Annotated in this window: 17 protein-coding genes and 1 tRNA gene; 5 read left to right on the top strand and 13 right to left on the bottom strand. The window is 67.1% G+C overall.

The genetic code is table 11. From position 1 onward, the window contains the following. The first annotated feature begins 64 nt into the window (after positions 1–64). The gene (locus RBH22_RS06465) at positions 65–1,405 is read left to right on the top strand and encodes a phosphoribosylamine--glycine ligase (RefSeq protein ID WP_306676918.1); all 1,341 of its coding nucleotides are present in this window, start codon (positions 65–67) and stop codon (positions 1,403–1,405) included. Between the two features lie 88 nt (positions 1,406–1,493). Here the strand turns inward: RBH22_RS06465 and RBH22_RS06460 are convergent, their stop codons facing one another. Continuing rightward, positions 1,494–2,837 carry an FAD-dependent oxidoreductase gene (locus tag RBH22_RS06460; protein ID WP_256289593.1) on the bottom strand — a complete coding sequence of 448 codons (1,344 nt, stop codon included), beginning with the start codon at positions 2,835–2,837 and terminating at the stop codon, positions 1,494–1,496. Positions 2,838–3,062: 225 nt separating this feature from the next. Beyond that, complete coding sequence (locus tag RBH22_RS06455; RefSeq protein WP_306676917.1) at positions 3,063–4,955, bottom strand: ATP-binding protein; 1,893 nt, start codon at positions 4,953–4,955, stop codon at positions 3,063–3,065. Between the two features lie 146 nt (positions 4,956–5,101). Between RBH22_RS06455 and RBH22_RS06450 the strand changes: the two genes are divergently transcribed. Beyond that, positions 5,102–5,275, top strand: coding sequence for a DUF5786 family protein (locus RBH22_RS06450; protein ID WP_121569301.1), 174 nt, complete (start codon positions 5,102–5,104; stop codon positions 5,273–5,275). Positions 5,276–5,360: 85 nt separating this feature from the next. On the opposite strand, the gene deoC is transcribed toward RBH22_RS06450, so the two are convergent. The 3 genes from deoC to RBH22_RS06435 form a co-directional block, all read right to left on the bottom strand. Beyond that, a complete protein-coding gene (deoC, locus tag RBH22_RS06445; protein ID WP_306676916.1) occupies positions 5,361–6,011 on the bottom strand; it encodes a deoxyribose-phosphate aldolase in 651 nt (216 codons plus the stop codon). 81 nt (positions 6,012–6,092) lie between these two features. Next, on the bottom strand, positions 6,093–6,896 hold the full coding sequence (locus tag RBH22_RS06440) for an ArsR family transcriptional regulator (RefSeq protein WP_306676915.1): 804 nt from the start codon (positions 6,894–6,896) through the stop codon (positions 6,093–6,095). Positions 6,897–6,973: 77 nt separating this feature from the next. After that, positions 6,974–7,669, bottom strand: a complete 696-nt coding sequence (locus RBH22_RS06435; protein ID WP_306676914.1) for a DUF1405 domain-containing protein — start codon at positions 7,667–7,669, stop codon at positions 6,974–6,976. Positions 7,670–7,794: 125 nt separating this feature from the next. Here RBH22_RS06435 and gpmI point away from each other — a divergent pair, with 125 nt between their 5' ends. The 3 genes from gpmI (at position 7,795) to RBH22_RS06420 (ending at position 10,893) form a co-directional block, all read left to right on the top strand. Then, positions 7,795–9,309, top strand: coding sequence for a 2,3-bisphosphoglycerate-independent phosphoglycerate mutase (gene gpmI / locus RBH22_RS06430; protein WP_306676913.1), 1,515 nt, complete (start codon positions 7,795–7,797; stop codon positions 9,307–9,309). Positions 9,310–9,477: 168 nt separating this feature from the next. After that, the gene (locus RBH22_RS06425) at positions 9,478–10,338 is read left to right on the top strand and encodes a M48 family metalloprotease (RefSeq protein WP_306676912.1); all 861 of its coding nucleotides are present in this window, start codon (positions 9,478–9,480) and stop codon (positions 10,336–10,338) included. Positions 10,339–10,407: 69 nt separating this feature from the next. Next, the gene (locus RBH22_RS06420) at positions 10,408–10,893 is read left to right on the top strand and encodes a hypothetical protein (protein ID WP_256545341.1); all 486 of its coding nucleotides are present in this window, start codon (positions 10,408–10,410) and stop codon (positions 10,891–10,893) included. A gap of 239 nt (positions 10,894–11,132) precedes the next feature. Here the strand turns inward: RBH22_RS06420 and RBH22_RS06415 are convergent. The 8 genes from RBH22_RS06415 to cofD form a co-directional block, all read right to left on the bottom strand. Continuing rightward, positions 11,133–11,216 (bottom strand) — tRNA-Leu (locus tag RBH22_RS06415). An 89-nt stretch (positions 11,217–11,305) separates the two neighbouring features. Continuing rightward, positions 11,306–11,548: a hypothetical protein gene (locus RBH22_RS06410; RefSeq protein WP_306676911.1), complete on the bottom strand. Its 243-nt coding sequence runs from the start codon at positions 11,546–11,548 to the stop codon at positions 11,306–11,308. Between the two features lie 74 nt (positions 11,549–11,622). Then, positions 11,623–12,336 carry an SDR family NAD(P)-dependent oxidoreductase gene (locus RBH22_RS06405; protein ID WP_256545339.1) on the bottom strand — a complete coding sequence of 238 codons (714 nt, stop codon included), beginning with the start codon at positions 12,334–12,336 and terminating at the stop codon, positions 11,623–11,625. 59 nt (positions 12,337–12,395) lie between these two features. Beyond that, complete coding sequence (locus RBH22_RS06400; RefSeq protein ID WP_256289735.1) at positions 12,396–12,920, bottom strand: NUDIX domain-containing protein; 525 nt, start codon at positions 12,918–12,920, stop codon at positions 12,396–12,398. A gap of 173 nt (positions 12,921–13,093) precedes the next feature. Further along, positions 13,094–13,801, bottom strand: a complete 708-nt coding sequence (locus tag RBH22_RS06395) for a DUF447 domain-containing protein (RefSeq protein ID WP_306676910.1) — start codon at positions 13,799–13,801, stop codon at positions 13,094–13,096. Then, positions 13,783–14,652: a triphosphoribosyl-dephospho-CoA synthase gene (locus RBH22_RS06390; protein ID WP_306676909.1), complete on the bottom strand. Its 870-nt coding sequence runs from the start codon at positions 14,650–14,652 to the stop codon at positions 13,783–13,785. Before RBH22_RS06390 ends, RBH22_RS06395 begins: the two co-directional genes overlap by 19 nt. Continuing rightward, positions 14,649–15,464, bottom strand: a complete 816-nt coding sequence (locus RBH22_RS06385) for a tRNA-dihydrouridine synthase (RefSeq protein ID WP_306676908.1) — start codon at positions 15,462–15,464, stop codon at positions 14,649–14,651. The genes RBH22_RS06390 and RBH22_RS06385 overlap by 4 nt, the downstream gene beginning before the upstream one ends. After that, positions 15,464–16,456, bottom strand: coding sequence for a 2-phospho-L-lactate transferase (gene cofD, locus RBH22_RS06380; RefSeq protein WP_306676907.1), 993 nt, complete (start codon positions 16,454–16,456; stop codon positions 15,464–15,466). The genes RBH22_RS06385 and cofD overlap by 1 nt, the downstream gene beginning before the upstream one ends. Between the last annotated feature and the right edge of the window lie 38 nt (positions 16,457–16,494).

Genomic DNA, 16,494 nt, shown 5'->3' with positions numbered 1-16,494 from the left:
TACCGCCGGACGACCCGTGACACCACTACACATACTCAAGTTGATCCCGACCGAAATTTCCTCTATGGACCCAGCGCGATTTCTCTTCGTCTCGGCCGATGCTGCCCTGGTCACGGACCTCGCGTGGCAGACCCACCGAGAGGGCCACGAGGTGAAGTACTACATCGAGGCCGAAGCGGACCGCGAGATCGGCGACGGCTTCGTCCCCAAAACCGACGACTGGCGCGCCGAAGTCGAGTGGGCCGACGTGATCGTCTTCGACGACATCTGGGTCGGCTCCGACGTCGGCACCGGCGAGCTCGCGCAGGAACTTCGCGCGGACGGCCACGCCGTGATTGGCGGGACGCCGAATACGGACCGCCTCGAAGCGGACCGCGGGTACGCGATGGACATCCTGGAAGAACACGGCGTAAACACCGTCGAACACCACGTCTTCTACGATTTCGACGCGGCCATTCAACACGTGCAAAAGAATCCGGCCGCATACGTCATCAAGCCGCTCGGCGAAGTCCAGAACGTGAAGCGGCTCCTGTACGTCGGCAGTGAAGACGACGGCAGCGACGTCGTCGACGTCCTCCGCGCGTACAAGCAGGCGTGGGGCCACCGGATGAAGGGCTTCCAACTCCAGCGGAAGGTCGAGGGCGTCGAGGTCGCCGTCTGCGGCTTCTTCGACGGCGAGCGATTCGTCGACCGCGTGAACTTCAATTTCGAGCACAAGAAGCTGTTTCCGGGCAACATCGGCCCCTCGACCGGCGAGATGGGGACCTCGATGTTCTGGAGCGAACGGAACGAACTGTTCGAGGAGACGCTCGGGAAGCTGGAAGGCTGGCTCGCAGGCGAGGGTTACGTCGGGAGCATCGACCTCAACTGCATCGTCAACGAGAGTGGGATCTTCCCCCTTGAGTTCACGCCGCGGTTCGGCTATCCGACGATCGCGCTCCAAGAGGAGTCTTTCGAGTCACCCACCGGACAGTTCTTCGCGGCTCTCGCTCGCGGGAACGACCCCGACCTCGTGACGCACCGGGGATTCCAGGTCGGCGTCCGCGTCGTGTTGCCCCCGTTCCCGTTCGATGACCGGAAAACCTACGACGAGAGTTCGCGCAACGCCGCGATCGTCTTCGACACCCCGGATCGACGCGGCATCCATCTCGAAGACACGAAGCGGGTCGACGACCAGTGGCGCGCCGCCGGCGAGAGCGGGATGCCACTCGTCGTGACTGGGAAAGGCGAAACGATGCAGGCCGCCCGCGAGCAGTGCTACGGACGCGTCGACGACATCGTGATCCCGAACTGCTACTACCGCGACGACATCGGCGAGCGGTGGATCGACGGCGACGGCGACCGCCTCCAGGCGTGGGGCTATCTCGGGCCGCAGAACTATAGGGGTTATCGTGAGTCTCCATAGATGTCTCGCCGGACGGTACGGCGAGAATCTCCGAACAGTTACGATAATCCCTATAACGCGGGAGTTTAGATCGGCGTCGACGCGCGCCTCACTCCCCGCGCGGGAAGTTCTCGATCGTGTCCGCGCGGAAGGCGTCCTCGTCGAACTCGTAGTCCGCCTCGAAGAAGTCGAGGATCGTCTTCGTGTCGCGCATCGCGTTCTTCAGACTGGTCGACGCGCCAGGCGAGGGCGTGATGTTGAAGACGATGTCGTCGCCGACGATCTTCGCCTCGCCCATGTCCAGCGATTTCGCGCTCGTGTCGACGATCTGCGGGCGGACGCCGCCGTAGCCCTTCGCGCGCTCGATGTCGTCGAGTTCGACGCTCGGGACGACCTTCTGGACCTCGGGGAGGAACGACCGCGCGCCGACCTCCGGCACGTCGTACAGCAGGTTCGTGAGGACGTACGGGAGCAGGATCCGGTCGGCGAGGATGTTGGCGTAGCTGAGGAACGACGCGGCGTTCAGCCCGAACACGTCGAGGAAGTCACTGACGGTCGAGAGCCGTCCACGTTCGAGCGCGGGCACGAGCTTCGCAGTCGGCCCGAAGCGCGTGATGCTGTCGTCGTGTACGTCCGCGTCGCCGTGAACCGCCGCGAACGGCAGTTTCTTCATCTGCAGCGTGTAGACCTTGCCGTTCAGGAGGCTGTCGTCGGCGAGGAAGAAGCTCCCGGCGACCGGCAGGAGCGCCATATCCTCGCCGTAGCCGAGTTCCTTCGCGATCTGGAGGCTGTGCGAGCCGGCGGCGACGACCGCGACGTCGCAGTCGAACGGTCCCTGCGGCGTCGTGAGCGTGTAGCCCTCGGTGTTCTTCGTGACGTCTTCGACTTTCGTGCCCGTGAACACGTCCACGTTCGACTCCTCGCGGGCGAGTTCGACGAAGGACTTCGCGGTCTCGCCGTAGTCGACGACGTAGCCGTCGGGCGTCTGCAGCGCGAGCATATCCACGCCGGGGTCGCGCCCTTCGACGACCTTCGGTTCGATCTCTGCGATCTCGTCGCGACCGATCGGCTGCAGCTTCGGGTACAGGTCGCCGAAGCCGTCCTCGTGGTAGCGCTGTTCGAGCTTTTCGACTTCCTCGTCGCCGACCCCGAGGACCATCTTGCTGCGCTTTGCGTGCATCTCGCGGTCGGGATCGTGATTCTCCAGGTAGCCCGCGAGCAGTTCTGCGCCCGTCTTGACGCCTTCGGCCTTCTCTAAGGTGTAGTTCGTCTCGATGTCGCCGAAGTGCAGCGTCTGGGAGTTGTTCGTGTGATGGGAGTTGATCGCCGCGATCTCCGGTTCCTTCTCGATCAGCGCGATCGAGTCGATGTCGGTGAACTTTGCAGTCGTGTAGAGAAGCGATGCCCCGCTGATGCCGCCGCCGACGATTACGAGATCGTATTTTCCAGACATAGTACTGTCCTGTGGGTGAGTCTACCTCGGTGACTGCACTCCAGCGGGATAACTCCATATTTTCGAATCGGCTTTTAGACGATTGACGAAGGCGATTTCGACGGAATTGGGCGTCGACGGCGCGCAGTCGTCGTCCCGGTCGCTGGAGACCCTCCGACGGAACGAATCCACGGATCCGCGGTGCGTACAGGTCGGTCCCATCAGCACGCGGCCATCGACTCGGGCTCAGGCGGATGAGCAGCCGGTGGAAAACTCGAATTTCGCGCCGCCGGAGTCGCTTTCGTCGATCGTTACCGTCCATCCGTGCGCGTCGGCGATCTCCTCGACGATTGCGAGCCCAAATCCTGTGCCGTCGTCTTCGGTAGTGTACCCCTCGGTGAGTACCCGGTGACGCTCTGCCTGGGGGATCCCTGGTCCATCGTCTTCGACGGTGAAGCCGCCGTCTATCGACGCAACACGGATGGCGACGTCGTCGCCGCCGTGATCGACGGCGTTCGTGAAGAGGTTCTCGAACAGCTGCTGCAGTCGGCCGGGATCGGCTTCGATCGCGTCTGCGCCGTCGACGTGGAGCGTCGCGTCCGCCGTGGCTGAGTTGGTCCACGCCCGCCGCGCGACCTCGGCCAGGTCGACTTCACGCACCTCGTCGATGGCTTCGCCCTGCCGCGCGAGCGTGAGCAGGTCCTCGATCAGTTCGTCCATCCGCCGGAGCGCGTCGTCGACGCGGTCGAACGCGGCCTCGTCGCCCTCGCGCGCCAGTTCGAGATAGCCGTCGGCGACGTTCAGCGGATTACGGAGGTCGTGTGAGACGATGCTCGTGAACGTCTCCAGCCGTTCGTTCTGCTCTTCGAGCCGGCATTCCCGCTCTGCACGCTCCATCGCGGCGGCGACGTTGGCCCCGAGGATCTTCGCCAGCGAGTACTCCGACTCCTCGAACGCACCGGGCTGCCGCGCAGCGATCAACAGCACGCCCAGGTCGTCGAGCGGGACGATGAGTTCGCTCCGAAGCGTCGAGTCCTCGTTGTACGCCTCCTCCGACGCCGCGAGATCTCTGACGTATCGCGGTGTGCCGCTCTCGAACACGTTCCAGGCGATCGCATCGCCCGGGCCGAACGTCGGGGGAGTGCCGAGGACCTCGGCCACCTGTTGAGAGTATGCGACCGGACGCAGTTCCCCGTAGTCCTCGTCGTAGAGGTGGATCCCGGTGAAATCGAGGTCCAAAATCTCGGTCGCGGCGTCGACGGCAGCGTCTGCGATCCCCTCGACGGAGCCGGCTGTCACCAGTTCACGCGTCGCCTCGTGGAGCGCGGTCGTACGCCGTTCGTGGCGGTGCTCGGAAGTGATGTCGGTGTACACGGCGTACCCGTCAGTGTCCGCGGAGGCCGCCTCGAACGGAATGGCCTGGAGGCGGAAGACGCGGACTTCACCCGATGCCGTCAGCCGGAACAGCTCCTCGGTCTCGAAACGCTCGCCGCGTTGCGCTCGTGCGCTGATCGCGCTGGCTCGCTGCTCGTCTCCCGGCGGGACGACGACGTCGTCGAGCGACTCCCCTTCGATCGATCCGGGCGTGTACCCGAACACCTCTTGGAACGCCGGATTGATCGCGCGGACGACGGGAGTGTCGTCGACGAACTCGACTTCGGCGATGCATTCCGAGCTATTGTCGAAGAGCGCCGAGATCTTGTCGTGTTCGACTTCGAGTTCTTCCTCGCGTCGGCGGCGCTGGCCGTCGTAGACGCCGACACCGAGACCAGCGACTGCGCCCATCGCGACGACGTGGCTGAAGATGATTTGCGGTTTGATCTGGCCTTGGATGACTTGGAAGAGATACACCCACAGCGTGATCACGAGCATCACGAGCGTGCCCAGGAAACTCCACGTCGTGGTCCGCGCGACGAACGCCGTCTGCACGTCTGTCCGTCTCGCAAGAGTCACCCCCGCGGCGACGAGAATCAGGTCCAGTCCGATCGGTGCGGCGTTCTCCAGAAGGGTGAGATAGAGCGGGTCGGCCTGCAGCGCGTAGTCCTCGTAGACGTCGAAGAGCGTCACGGACGCGAAGAGGATTCCGAGAAACGCGATGCTCGCCCCACTCGCTGTCTGCTTCCACCGACCGATCATCATCTACGTCGACCAACACAAAGCGGTGTCAAAACGTTTTGGTGCGGTGATTGGACGACGTTCGGCATCCGGTGGGACCTTGAGTGAGAGCGTCTCACGCGCGCTCTTTGCTTCGTGTGGTTCTTCACCGGCGGGCGGGATGTTAGGGTATGGGCTTCGGAAGCTACGACGAATCCGAGCAGCAGGAGCAGACGACCGACGAGGACGACGACAGCGAAGCGGTCAACGTCCACGAGCACGACCACGACGGCGACGTCAACGTCGAGTCCGACGTCGACACGGACGCGCTCGTCGACCGACTCGGCGAGATGCGCGACGACTGATACGGATTGTCGGAAGTCCGAGAGATCCTCGCCGAACGGTATGGCGAGAAACTCTGCACAGTTCCGACCACTATGAGAGGCGTTTCTAGGACTCCTCCACCGCCTCGGGCGCGCCGTCGAGGATCGTGACCCCCGAGGACGCGCCGATCCGTTCCGCACCGGCGTCGAGCATCGCCATCGCGTCTTCGTAGGAGCCGATGCCGCCGCTTGCTTTGACCGGCAGGTACTCCGCCATCAGTTCGACATCTGCGACAGTGGCCCCGCCGTCGGCGAACCCCGTCGAGGTCTTGACGAAGTCGGCACCGGCCTCGACTGCCGCCTCGCAGGCGCGGCGTTTCTCGTCGTCGGTCAAGAGCGCCGTCTCCAGGATGACCTTCACCGGGATCGGAACGGCGGCGACGACCTCGGCGATGTCCGCCGCGACGCGCTCGTCGTCGCCCGCTTTCAACCGTCCGACGTTGAGCACCATATCCAGTTCGTCCGCGCCGGTCTGCCAGGCGTCGACGGCCTCGCCGTGTTTTGCGGCCGTCGAGTGCTGTCCGTGCGGGAAGCCGACGACGGTCGCGAGCGTGACGTCCGGCGCGTACGCGACCGCTTCAGCGACGTAGCACGGCGGGATGCACGCGTTCATTCCGTGTTCGCTGGCCTCGTCGAGCACGCGCTCGACGTCGTCGACCGTCGTCGTCGGCCCCAGGACCGTGTGATCGATGCGGGCGGCGAGTTCTGCTTCGTCCATATCCGTGCTCTCGGCCCCGAGCGAAAAAAGCGAGTGGGTCGGCAGGGTTCACGAAGCAGTGAGTGCGACGCGGTCTCGGTATCAGTTGACGGTCCAGCCCGTCCCGTCGTGGTAGACGAGTCCGCGCTCGGAGAGCCGATCGAGTGCGGTCTCGACCCGCTCGGGGCTGGCGTTGAGTTCGCGGGCGACCTCGCGGGCGCTCCGCGTCTCGCGGGCGATGGCGGCAAGCACTTCGGCGTAGAATCGGCTGTCGGCCTCCGCGCCGATCTGCTCTGTCAACTGATCGAGGACGTCGGTCACGCGCCCGTGCACCCACCGCTGCGCCAGCGAGAGTTCGCTCTCGACGTCTTCGAGATACGCGTACTGGCGTGCGAGCGAGGCGACGTCGTCGTCGCTGTCGACACCGCCCGCGTCGCTGCCGCGCCGCCGGATTTCGTCGAGGTCCCGCGGCGCGTCTGCACCGCTCTCGATCGGCCCATTGGCTGCCTGCTCCCGGCCGTCGTCGCCGTCGCGCTCGCGTTCCTCGCTCGGTTCACAGCCCGTCTGCTCGCCGGGGATGTCGAGTGAGATGTGTTGACAGCGGCCACGCATATCAAGACTCCGGCTGGCCGGATAGGCGCTCTTCGCACCGAAACGATACGGCGAGACGCTCACCTCCAATCGGAGGTTCCGCGCGATGTGGAAGTACTTCCGCCGCTGGTCGTCGGTGCGGCTTTCGACGAGGCCGGCCTCTTCGAGCCGTCGCAGATGATCGATGACGGCCTTCGGGCTGACCCCCAGGTACTCGCTGATCTCGGTGACGTAACAGGGTTTATGCGAGAGGAGCCGGAGGATGCGCCGCCGGTTCTCGTTCCCGAGGAGATCTAGGAGTACCGCAGAGTCCATAACCGAAGGTAAATCTCGGAGACGTAAGACGCTGACGCATTTTCGGGTACGGTGGACGCTCGCCCGCTTTTTCCCAGTCAGCGCGAGTCGTTGCGGTCGAACGTCCAGGCGGCGTACCCGACGACGAGAAATGAGAGCGCGACGGTGATTCCCGCCAAGAGAGCGCCCGCATCGTATCGCAGCGGCGGGTAGAAGCCGAACCCGTAGTCGAAGGCGTCGTTGACGAGGAGCAAGACGAGCGCCGCCGCCAGCGCCTCCCGAGAGGTCTTACCGTAGTAGGGGATCACCGCCGCCTGCAAGAGGAAGAACAGGTGGGTGATGAGGATGCCCCAGTACTCCCACAGCAGGGCGGGGGTGAAGCCGAAGTAGAGATCCGGCCGGAGGTTGAGCGCGACGGCCGTCCAGAGCCCGTACTTCACGAGCCAGACGAACGCGAGCGTGTGCACGACCGTCAACAGTCGGTTCGACGGCGCCTCCGAGAGCCGGCGTCCGAGGTTGGGAAGCAGCGTCGCGACCGAGAGCGTCGCGAGCGCGAGCGCCGTCGGTGAGTCGCCGAACAGCGGGTACAGGAGCGAACTGAGGTCTGCGAGCGAGGGGTCCGAGTGGACGTAGAAACTGACCCCCAGGAGGAACGCGGCCCCGTCGACGACGAGGAGCCACCCGAGGCTCGCGCCGTTGCCGAGATAGTACGCCACCCAGCGCTCGGGGAACGGGCGGCGAAGCCGCGCCCGCCAGTCGCGTTTCGCTCCGGATTCCTCGTGCCGACCAGCCATCGAGTCCACCGACGGGGGGGAACCGAAAGAAGGTGTCGCGTCCGTGCGCACGCTGTGGTGCTCCAGCCATCTCGACGGCGCGGCGAAACGAAGCCTATTCACCGCGGCCTCGCCTCACCCCGCGTATGCAGGCAGCGCTCGTCATCCTCGACGGCTGGGGCCTCGGGGATCACGACCGGCGGGACGCGGTGAAAGCGGCATCGACGCCGAACTTCGACCGGTTCGCCGACGCCGGTGCGTACGGAACGCTCGACGTGTCCGGGCGGCGCGTCGGCCTCCCCGAAGGGCAGATGGGCAACAGCGAGGTCGGACACCTCAACATCGGCGCCGGACGGGTCGTCAAGCAGGCGTACACGCGCATCGAGGACGCCATCGCCGACGGCTCGTTTCGGACGAACGAGGCAATCGTCTCGGCTTTCGACCACGTCGCAGAGACGGGCGGCCGCGTGCACTTTATGGGACTGCTCAGCGACGGCGGCGTCCACTCCGAGCAGGGCCACCTCCACGCGCTGATCGAACTCGCCGCCGACCGCGGCGTCGACGCCGTCACCCACGCGTTCACCGACGGGCGCGACACCGACCCCTACGGCGGCGAGGACTACCTCGCGACGCTCGAAGCGGTCGTCGACGACAACGGCACCGGCGACGTCGCCACCGTCTCCGGGCGGTACTACGCGATGGACCGCGACCAGAACTGGGAGCGGACCAAACGCGCCTACGACGCCATCGTCCACCGCGAGGCCGACCACGAGGCGACCACGGGCGTCGAGGCGGTCCGCGGGTCCTACGACCGCGGCGACACCGACGAGTTCGTCGAACCGACGCTCGTCGAGGGCGGCCCCGCGCTCGAAGACGACGACGCCGTCTTGTTCTTCAACTTCCGGCCGGACCGCGCCCGCCAGCTCGTTCGCCTCCTCGCCGACATCGACCCCGAGTGGCCCTTCGAGACCCACCCGCCGAAGACGCGAGTCGTCACGATGACCGAGTACGACGAGACGTTCGACCTCCCGGTCGCGTTCCCACCCGAGGAGCCGACGGACACGCTCGGCCAGACCCTCGCGGCGGCCGGGAAGACGCAACTCCGCCTCGCCGAATCGGAGAAGTACGCCCACGTCACGTACTTCCTGAACGGCGGCCGCGAGGTCGAGTTCGACGGCGAGATCCGCCGCATCGTCGAGAGCCCCGACGTGCCCACGTACGACCTCCAGCCGGAGATGAGCGCCGCCGAAGTGACCGACACCGCGATCGACCTCATCGACTCGGCGGACCCGGACGCGATGGTGCTCAACTACGCGAACCCCGATATGGTCGGCCACACGGGCGACTTCGAGGCGGCCGTCGAGGCCGTCGAAGCCGTCGACGAACAGCTCGGCCGGCTCGTCGCCGCAATCGAGGAAGCGGGTGGGCACGCGCTCATCACCGCCGACCACGGTAACGCCGACGATATGGGGACGCCCGAGGAACCCCACACCGCACACACGACGAACCCGGTGCCGTTAATCTACATCTCGCCCGACGGCGACGACGGCGGGCGGCAGGTCCGGAGCGGCGGGTCGCTCTGCGACATCGCACCCACGATGCTCGAACTGATGGCCATCGAGAAACCGGCGGCGATGACTGGCGAGTCGCTGCTGGAGTGAAGTGCCGTCGTCGCTTCGGTCGCTAGGATTCGATTTCGATCCGATAATCGCGCGCTTCTCGTGAAAGGTCGCGGCTAACTAATACGGATCTCGTCGCACTCTGCGTACCGCCCACGAGGGATTCGGCGGCTAATAGTCACAGCGCCGCCCTCGAACTGAGGTTCCTGGATGCGTCACCTCGCCACTCCCCTCGCTGTCGCGATTGTCGTGGTCGTCCTCTATCAGCGGATTCTGGACTCGGCGTACCTGGAGTTCGGCACGGTGCCCCGGTACCCGACCCGCGGCCACCTCCCGTCGCCGCGCGCGATCAGCCGACGGGCGCTCGCAAATGCCGTTCCAGCGACGACGTCGGTGGCGGCCGTCGTGCTCGTTTTCACCGCTCCGTTCCGGGTGTGGGTCTGGGGCGTCGTGGGCTTGCTCGCGGTGACTGTCGCGCTCTCGCCGGTCCTCGCGGTCTTCCACTACGACGTCCGTCCGCTCACACCGGCGGAGGCCGAGACGGTACAGACGGTCATTCCGGCCCTGGACTGTGAGGTGCTTGCCGTCACGGGAACTCGGAACGGCCCCGTGAACGGCTACGCGATCGGCGGTCCGTTTCGGGACGTCGTCGGCGTCAGCGAGTTCGCGCTGGCGACGCTTCCGCCCGCGCAGTTGGCCGCACTGCTCGCACACGAGGCGTGCCACCACCGCGAGCGTCACGTGCTCGTCCGCGGCGGCGTCAGCGTCGTGGTCCTCGCCGTCGGCGCAGCGGTCACGACGACGCTGTTCGACGCGCTCGTTCCGCTCTCGACGCTCAGTCTCCTCGTCACGATCGCCGTCGAGCGCGTCGCCGCCTACGGCGCGATGCGGTGGCTGGAGTACCGCGCCGATGCGGCCGCCGTACAGCACACGTCGGCACACGCGGTCGCCTCTCTCCTGACGTCGCTCGGCGCGACGACCGACGTCGACCAGCCTGAGGGGTCGTGGCTCCTGCAACTGTTCTCGACACATCCCGCGTACGCCGATCGAATCGCCCGCTTCGGGCAGTGACTCGCCGCCAGAACGCCGAGGTTGCTGGCAACACCGAAAGACTACGGTGTCAGATATTCAACTAACTGTATGGCGAAACGAGTATCGGTCTTTCTCGCTGGCCTCGTCGTGGGCCTGCTGATCGCGGGCAGTGCCGTGTACGTCACGGCACTTCCGCAGTCGTCGGTCGCCGTTCCGTCGATGACGACGACGACGGCGACTGGCTGTGCCGACGCCGACGCGCCGCGGGCGTGGGTCGGTCAGACAGCGACATCCGAGTACCGGAGCGTCGTGTTCCAGAACTACACTTTCACGCACGACGATCCCGACCTCGAAATTCGTGCGAATCTGAGCGAGACCGCAGACGGCCGCTGGGTGCTTGCGTTCACGACGCGCCCGGAGACACCGAGCAAGCCCGCCGACCCCGACTGCGTCCCCCAGACGACGATGAGTTCGTCCGTCGCGCTCCCGCCTGACTACGAGACGCTCGCCGTTCGACTCGATGGCGAGACGATCACGACTGTTCGGAACTCCGAGAGACCGCAGTTCTACTATCTGAACGAGACGGCGTCGTGACCGCCTGCGAAACGCTGTCGCTCCGAATTACTGTCGAAATACGAGGGGAGGGATTTGAACCACGGTCGCAGCGAAGCTGCTCCCTGATTCAAACCCCTCCGTGGCGATCGAACCGTTCGCTGAGGCTCACGGATTCGAGTGCGAGGGGAGGGATTTGAACCACGGTCGCAACGAAGCTGCTCCCTGATTCAAACCCCTCCGTGGTGATCGAACCGTTCGCTGAGGCTCACGGATTCGAGTGCGAGGGGAGGGATTTGAACCCACGGACTCCTACGAGAGCGGATCTTGAGTCCGCCGCCTTTTCCAGACTCGGCCACCCTCGCGCAGTCTCCGATATTGTTTCCCGGAGGTTTAACCCTCCGATTTTTCGCCGACTCACCTCGCGGGCGAACGGCGCGTATCCCGGCCGGCGTTACGCGAACCGTTCGCGGACTCGTGAGGGAACTTCGAGTGCGACCGCAGCGGCGATGGCGGGGGCGAGAACCGCGAGGACGACGAGTGCGACCCCGCCACCGACGACCGCCAGCGCGAGCAGCGCGAGCAGGAGGATCGGCGCGGCGGCGACGACGAGTCCGCGTGCGACCACGTCGGCGACGCCCGCCGCGTAGTCCGCGAGCGCGCCCGGAATCTCCCGGACGCCGGGTTCCTTCGACATATCCGATCCGACGCGGGCCGGCATCAAAGAACTGTCCCCATCGCGTCGCGGGGCGACGCCAACTCGTCCGGTCCCTACCAGTCGATGACTTCGCGGTCGCGCCAGAACAGGCCGGCCGGCGACTCCGGCCGGAAGCGAGAGAGCCACGTCGGGGTCTCTGCGCCCTTCTCGATCGAGCGGTCGGCGTCCTCGCCGCCCATCTCGGTCTGCACCCAGCCCGGACAGACCGAGTTCGCGAGCAGTCCTTGGTCGGCGTACTCGCCGTGGAGGTAGGCGGTGAGGCCGTTGAGTCCCGTCTTCGAGACGCGGTAGGCGGGCGAGCCGCCGGACTGTCCCTCGCCGAGCGCGCCCATCCCCGAGGAGAGGTTGACGACGCGACCGCCGTCGGTCTGCAACAGCAGCGGCACCATATGCTTGCAGACGAGCATCGGGCCGCGGAGGTTCGTTGCCAGCGTGCGATCGATCGTCTTCACCGACTCGGAGACGATGTCGGAATCGAACTCCGCGACGCCGGCGTTGTTGACGACGATGTCCAGCCGACCCGCCGATTGGAAGATCTCGTCGGCCGCATCGGAGATTTCGCCCTCCTGGGTGACGTCGACGAGGAGGTGCTCCCACTCGTCGGGGACGTCGTGGGTGATAGAGCGCGTCGCGGCGAAGACCGTCGCGCCGAGATCGTGGAGGTTCGCGGCGATCTGACGGCCGAGACCGCGGTTGGCCCCGGTGACGAGCGCGACCTGTCCGTCGAGCGAGTCGTACAGTTCCGGCTCCGGTGGGTCCTCGGTCATCGTCGGAGGAACGCGTCGGGCGTAAAAGGGAATTCCGTCTCGGCCGCCGCAGGTGCCGGCTACTCCTCGAAGTCGCGACGCATCGCGATCTCGAACCACGGACACAGGCGCAGTTGCCGGTACCACTGCGGGTGGTCGTGGAGGTGTTCGTAATCAGCCCACAGCAGGCCCGCGATCTCGTCCTCGTCGGGGTCCAGGCTGGTGTCGTCGAGCGTCACCTTCAGGACCGAACAGACCTCCCACTCCAGGCCGGCGTTCTCGTAGTAGCGCTTGTACTCGAATTTGTCCGTCACGCGGAGGTCGCTGTACTGATCCGGCGTGATGCCGAGTTCCTCTTCGAGTCGCTGCGCGGTCGCGTCGACCTGGGACTGTCCCTCGACCGGGTGCGAGGCCACGGTGCCGTCCCAGTGCGTGTCCCAGAGCCGCTTTCCGGGCGCGCGCTGGCCGAGCAGGATGCGGCCGTCGCCGTCGAAGACGAGGCAGGTGAACGCCCGGTGACGGATGCCGTCGCCGGTGTGGGCGTCGAGTCGGTTGACGAGGCCCGTCCGGTTGTCGTCGCTGTCGACGGCGATTACGTCCTGCATAGCGTTCTCGTGGAGGTCGGCCCCGCCGCTCTCGCCGCTCTCGGCGGTCGCGGCGGCGTCGTCGCGCTGATCTGCACTCATACTCGTCTCGTCGGCGAGGGGGAACAAGGAGTCTTCGATGCGTCCCGGTGGCTCGGTGTCGAACGCCACGCCGACGCAGCGTACCGGGGGCCTCAGCCCTCCTCACCGTCGAATCGCGGTACGTCCGCGTCTGCGGGGAGTCGCTCGCGCCACCCCGTCGCGTCGTCGAGCGCGGCGAACGCCTCGCGTTCGGGGCGTCCCCCGCAGCGCTCGACCGTCTCGGCGAAGTAGCGGAGCCGCGCGAGCAGTTCGTCGGTGTCGTAGGCGGGGACGTCGAGTCGGGACGTTGCGACCGTCGCCTCGATCACGGCCCCGAAGCCGCGATTGATCGTTGGGACTGTCGTCTCGACGACCGCGGACTCGATGGGCGTGAGTTCCCACCGCTCCCAGCGTGTCCCACCTGACTCGCCGGCGTCGACCTGCCTGGCCTCGATGTCGATCCAGGCGTGCGCGTCCGGGAGTACGGGGTCGTCCTCCTCGCGAATCGTCACTGCTGCGTCGACGAACGTCCGCGGGTCAGAGACGAACTGCACCACGCCGCCGCCCTGCCGGTGGAAGTTCCGGCGCGTCCGGGTGTTGCCCCACGTCGTCGCCGTCACTGGGGCCGGAGCCTCGTCGCCGCCGCTCTCGTCGGGCGCGTGCAGTCCGAGCGCGGCGACGTTCCAGCGGTCGTTCGGACCGAGCGTCGTCACCACCGATTCAGTGACGCCGCGGAGGTCGACCGGCCACTCGTCGCCGTCGGCGGCGGTGCCCGCACCGTTCGGGTCGCTGCTCCCGCCGCTCACACCTCGACCCCCCATTCGAGCGCGACGAACGTCGCCGCAGTGAGCAGGTCGGCGGTGGTGCCCGGATTGATCCCGGCCGCGACGAATTCCTCGTCGAGTTCGGCGACGGCGTCGAGATCGCCGCGGGCGTCCGCCGCGCGCCGCATCACGTCCGCGGCGACCTCGGGGCCGTGCTTCGTCCGCACGAGCGTGTCCTCGTCGCGGGCGAGTCGGTCGACGAACGCCCGCGAGATGCGGTCGGTGATCGGCCCGTCGTCGTCGCGGATCGCCGCGGCGGTCGCGAACGTCCGCTCGAATCCCGTCGTCCACTCTCTCGCGTTGCCGTCGCCCTCGCTCTGCGCCATCACGTCGTAGAGCGTCAGCCCGCGATCGCGCAGCGCCGGAATCGCGTCCGCGCCGCGACGCGCGTCCAGATCGGCCAGGTCCTCCGGCGGATCGCCGACCGCGACGTCGACGTGCTCGAACGCGCGGTAGAAGTCCGCCGCGTCGGCGACAGTCGTCGATTCGACGACGTCCGTGACTCCCTCTGGTGAGAGCGACTGCTCTTCGGCCGCCGCGCGGACGAGCGGGGCGAGCAGGAGGAGACAACCGAACTGCGTGTTGCCGCCGGACTGCTCGCTCATCCCCGCGACCGCGCGCTCGAAGGCGACGCCGACCGGCGCGCCGGCGGCCGCGCGCCGAAGGCCAGCACCCGACCCGACCGCACCCGCGAGGAAGTGCTCGATCCGGAGCTCTGCGAGGTCGTGGTCGCGGTCGACGTTCCCCGGCTTGGGTGCGGACCCGACGTCGAGCAGCAGCGCGAGTTGGGCGTTCTCGGCCGGACCACGCCGGCTGCCGTCCGCCCCAGTGACGCGATGATCGTTCACTGTGCGTCGACCTCCTCGTGCGATCCGGGGGTCGTCCCGCTGCTCTGGGCGGCGTCCGTCTGCTCGCCGCGATCCGTTTCGGCGAACCACCCCTCGACCGCGCGACGGACGCGACGACGGACTCGGGCGTCGGTGCTCGGCCGGCCGATGCTCACCGCGTCGGCGCCGTAGTGGAGATACTCGCGAACGCTCTCGCGGTCCCGAACCTCGTTGTTGGCGACGACGAACAGGTCCGGTGCCGCGTCGACGACGTCGGCGACGACGGATTCGGTGTCCATCGCGTCGACGTGGACCGCATTCGCACCGGCGGCGTCGATTTCCTGTGCAATCTCGACGAGGTCGACGCCGGAAACCTCTGTTCGGACCTTCACACTCACCGCCGCGCCGGCGTCGCTCGCGACATCGACGTAGTCACACAGGCGACCGGTGTCGCGGAGCAGTGACTCCCCGCAGCCGACCTCGCACATCTCGGTCTGTCGGCAGTGGGCGTTGATTTCGAGGATCGCATCGTGTTCGGCGCAGATTCGCGCCGCGTCCGCGATCGGCTCCAGCGTCGCACTCCTGACGTTTACACCCGGACGGATCGGCACCTCAGAGAGCGCGTCGAGTTGGTCCTCGACGAATACGAGCGGGTCGTCGGGGAGAAACTCCTCGCGGTCGCGCGCGACCAGTTTGCGGGCCGCCTCGCGGGTCGCCTCGTCGAGCGCGACGCCGCCGAGGAACGCCGCGCCGGCGTGGTCGCTCCCCGCGCGTGCCCAGGCGGCGTCGGCCTCCCCGCTGAGGCTCGCGAGCGCGACGCGCGGTTCGAACATCAGGCGACCTCCGCGAGCGCCGTCGCTGCGGCGCGGGCGACGCGCTCGGCATCGTCCGGGCCGTCGATCCGCGTGTCCGTCCGCACGACCGGCCGGTCGAGGTCGGTTCCGTCCGCCTCGTCGAGGACGAACGCGTCGGCGAAGGGATACGCGGCGGCGACGCCCGCCGTCGAGGGCTCGCGGCCGACCCCCGCCATCAACTCCGCGGCGGGCCCCGAGAAGACCTCGTCTTCGACGAACGGCGAGACGGCGACGACGGGCGTCGACGCCAGTGCGTCGGCGAATTCCACCATCGCCAGCATCGGCCCGAGGCTCGTCACGGGGTTCGACGGCCCGACGACGACCGGCTCCGAGAGCGCTTCGCGCACGTCGGACGTTGGCGTCGCAGACGACGCGCCGCGGAACTCGACGTCCGTCACCGCAGGCTCCGCGCGCCGGTGTACCCAGTACTCCTGGAAGTGCATCGGCCCCTCCTCGGTGTGGACGATCGTCGCGACCGGGTCGTCGCTCATCGGCAGCAGTTCGACGTCGAGACCGAAGGCGTCCGCGAGCGTTCCCGTGACCTCGGTGAGCGAGTGCCCCTCGTCGAGCAGCGAAGTCCGGGTGATATGGACCGCGCGGTCGCGGTCGCCGATCTCCATAAACTCGGCGACGCCCGAGAAGCGCCGCCAGCGGGCGATGTCGCGGCCGGCGGTCTGCGCGTCGCCGTCCAGGTAGCGCGGCCCCTCGTCGAATCCGGCCGCGTCGGCCAGCCGATGGAGTTCCTCGTTCGTCGCGGTCGTGTCGTCGGCGATCCCCCACCACGTCTCGGTGTCGAGGACGCCGCCGCCGTGGAAGAGCACGGTATCGACGTCCGGGCAGACGAGGTGCCCCCCGAGTTCGACGTCGTCGCCGGTGTTCGCGACGACAGTCGTCTCCGCAGGATCGAACACCGGCTCCGCGCCGTCGAGAAGCTTCGGCGTGCCCGTTCCGCCGGCGAGAAACGTGACCATATCGGGCCAAGGTGGTCAGACCGTTTGAACGTTCCTTC

The sequence above is a fragment of the Halobellus sp. H-GB7 genome, from assembly GCF_030848585.1.
In the GTDB taxonomy this organism is placed as follows: Archaea; Halobacteriota; Halobacteria; order Halobacteriales; family Haloferacaceae; genus Haloquadratum; species Haloquadratum inordinatus.
The sequence above is the reverse complement of the archived record's forward strand: the minus strand, read 5'-3'. Positions and strand labels throughout refer to the sequence as shown.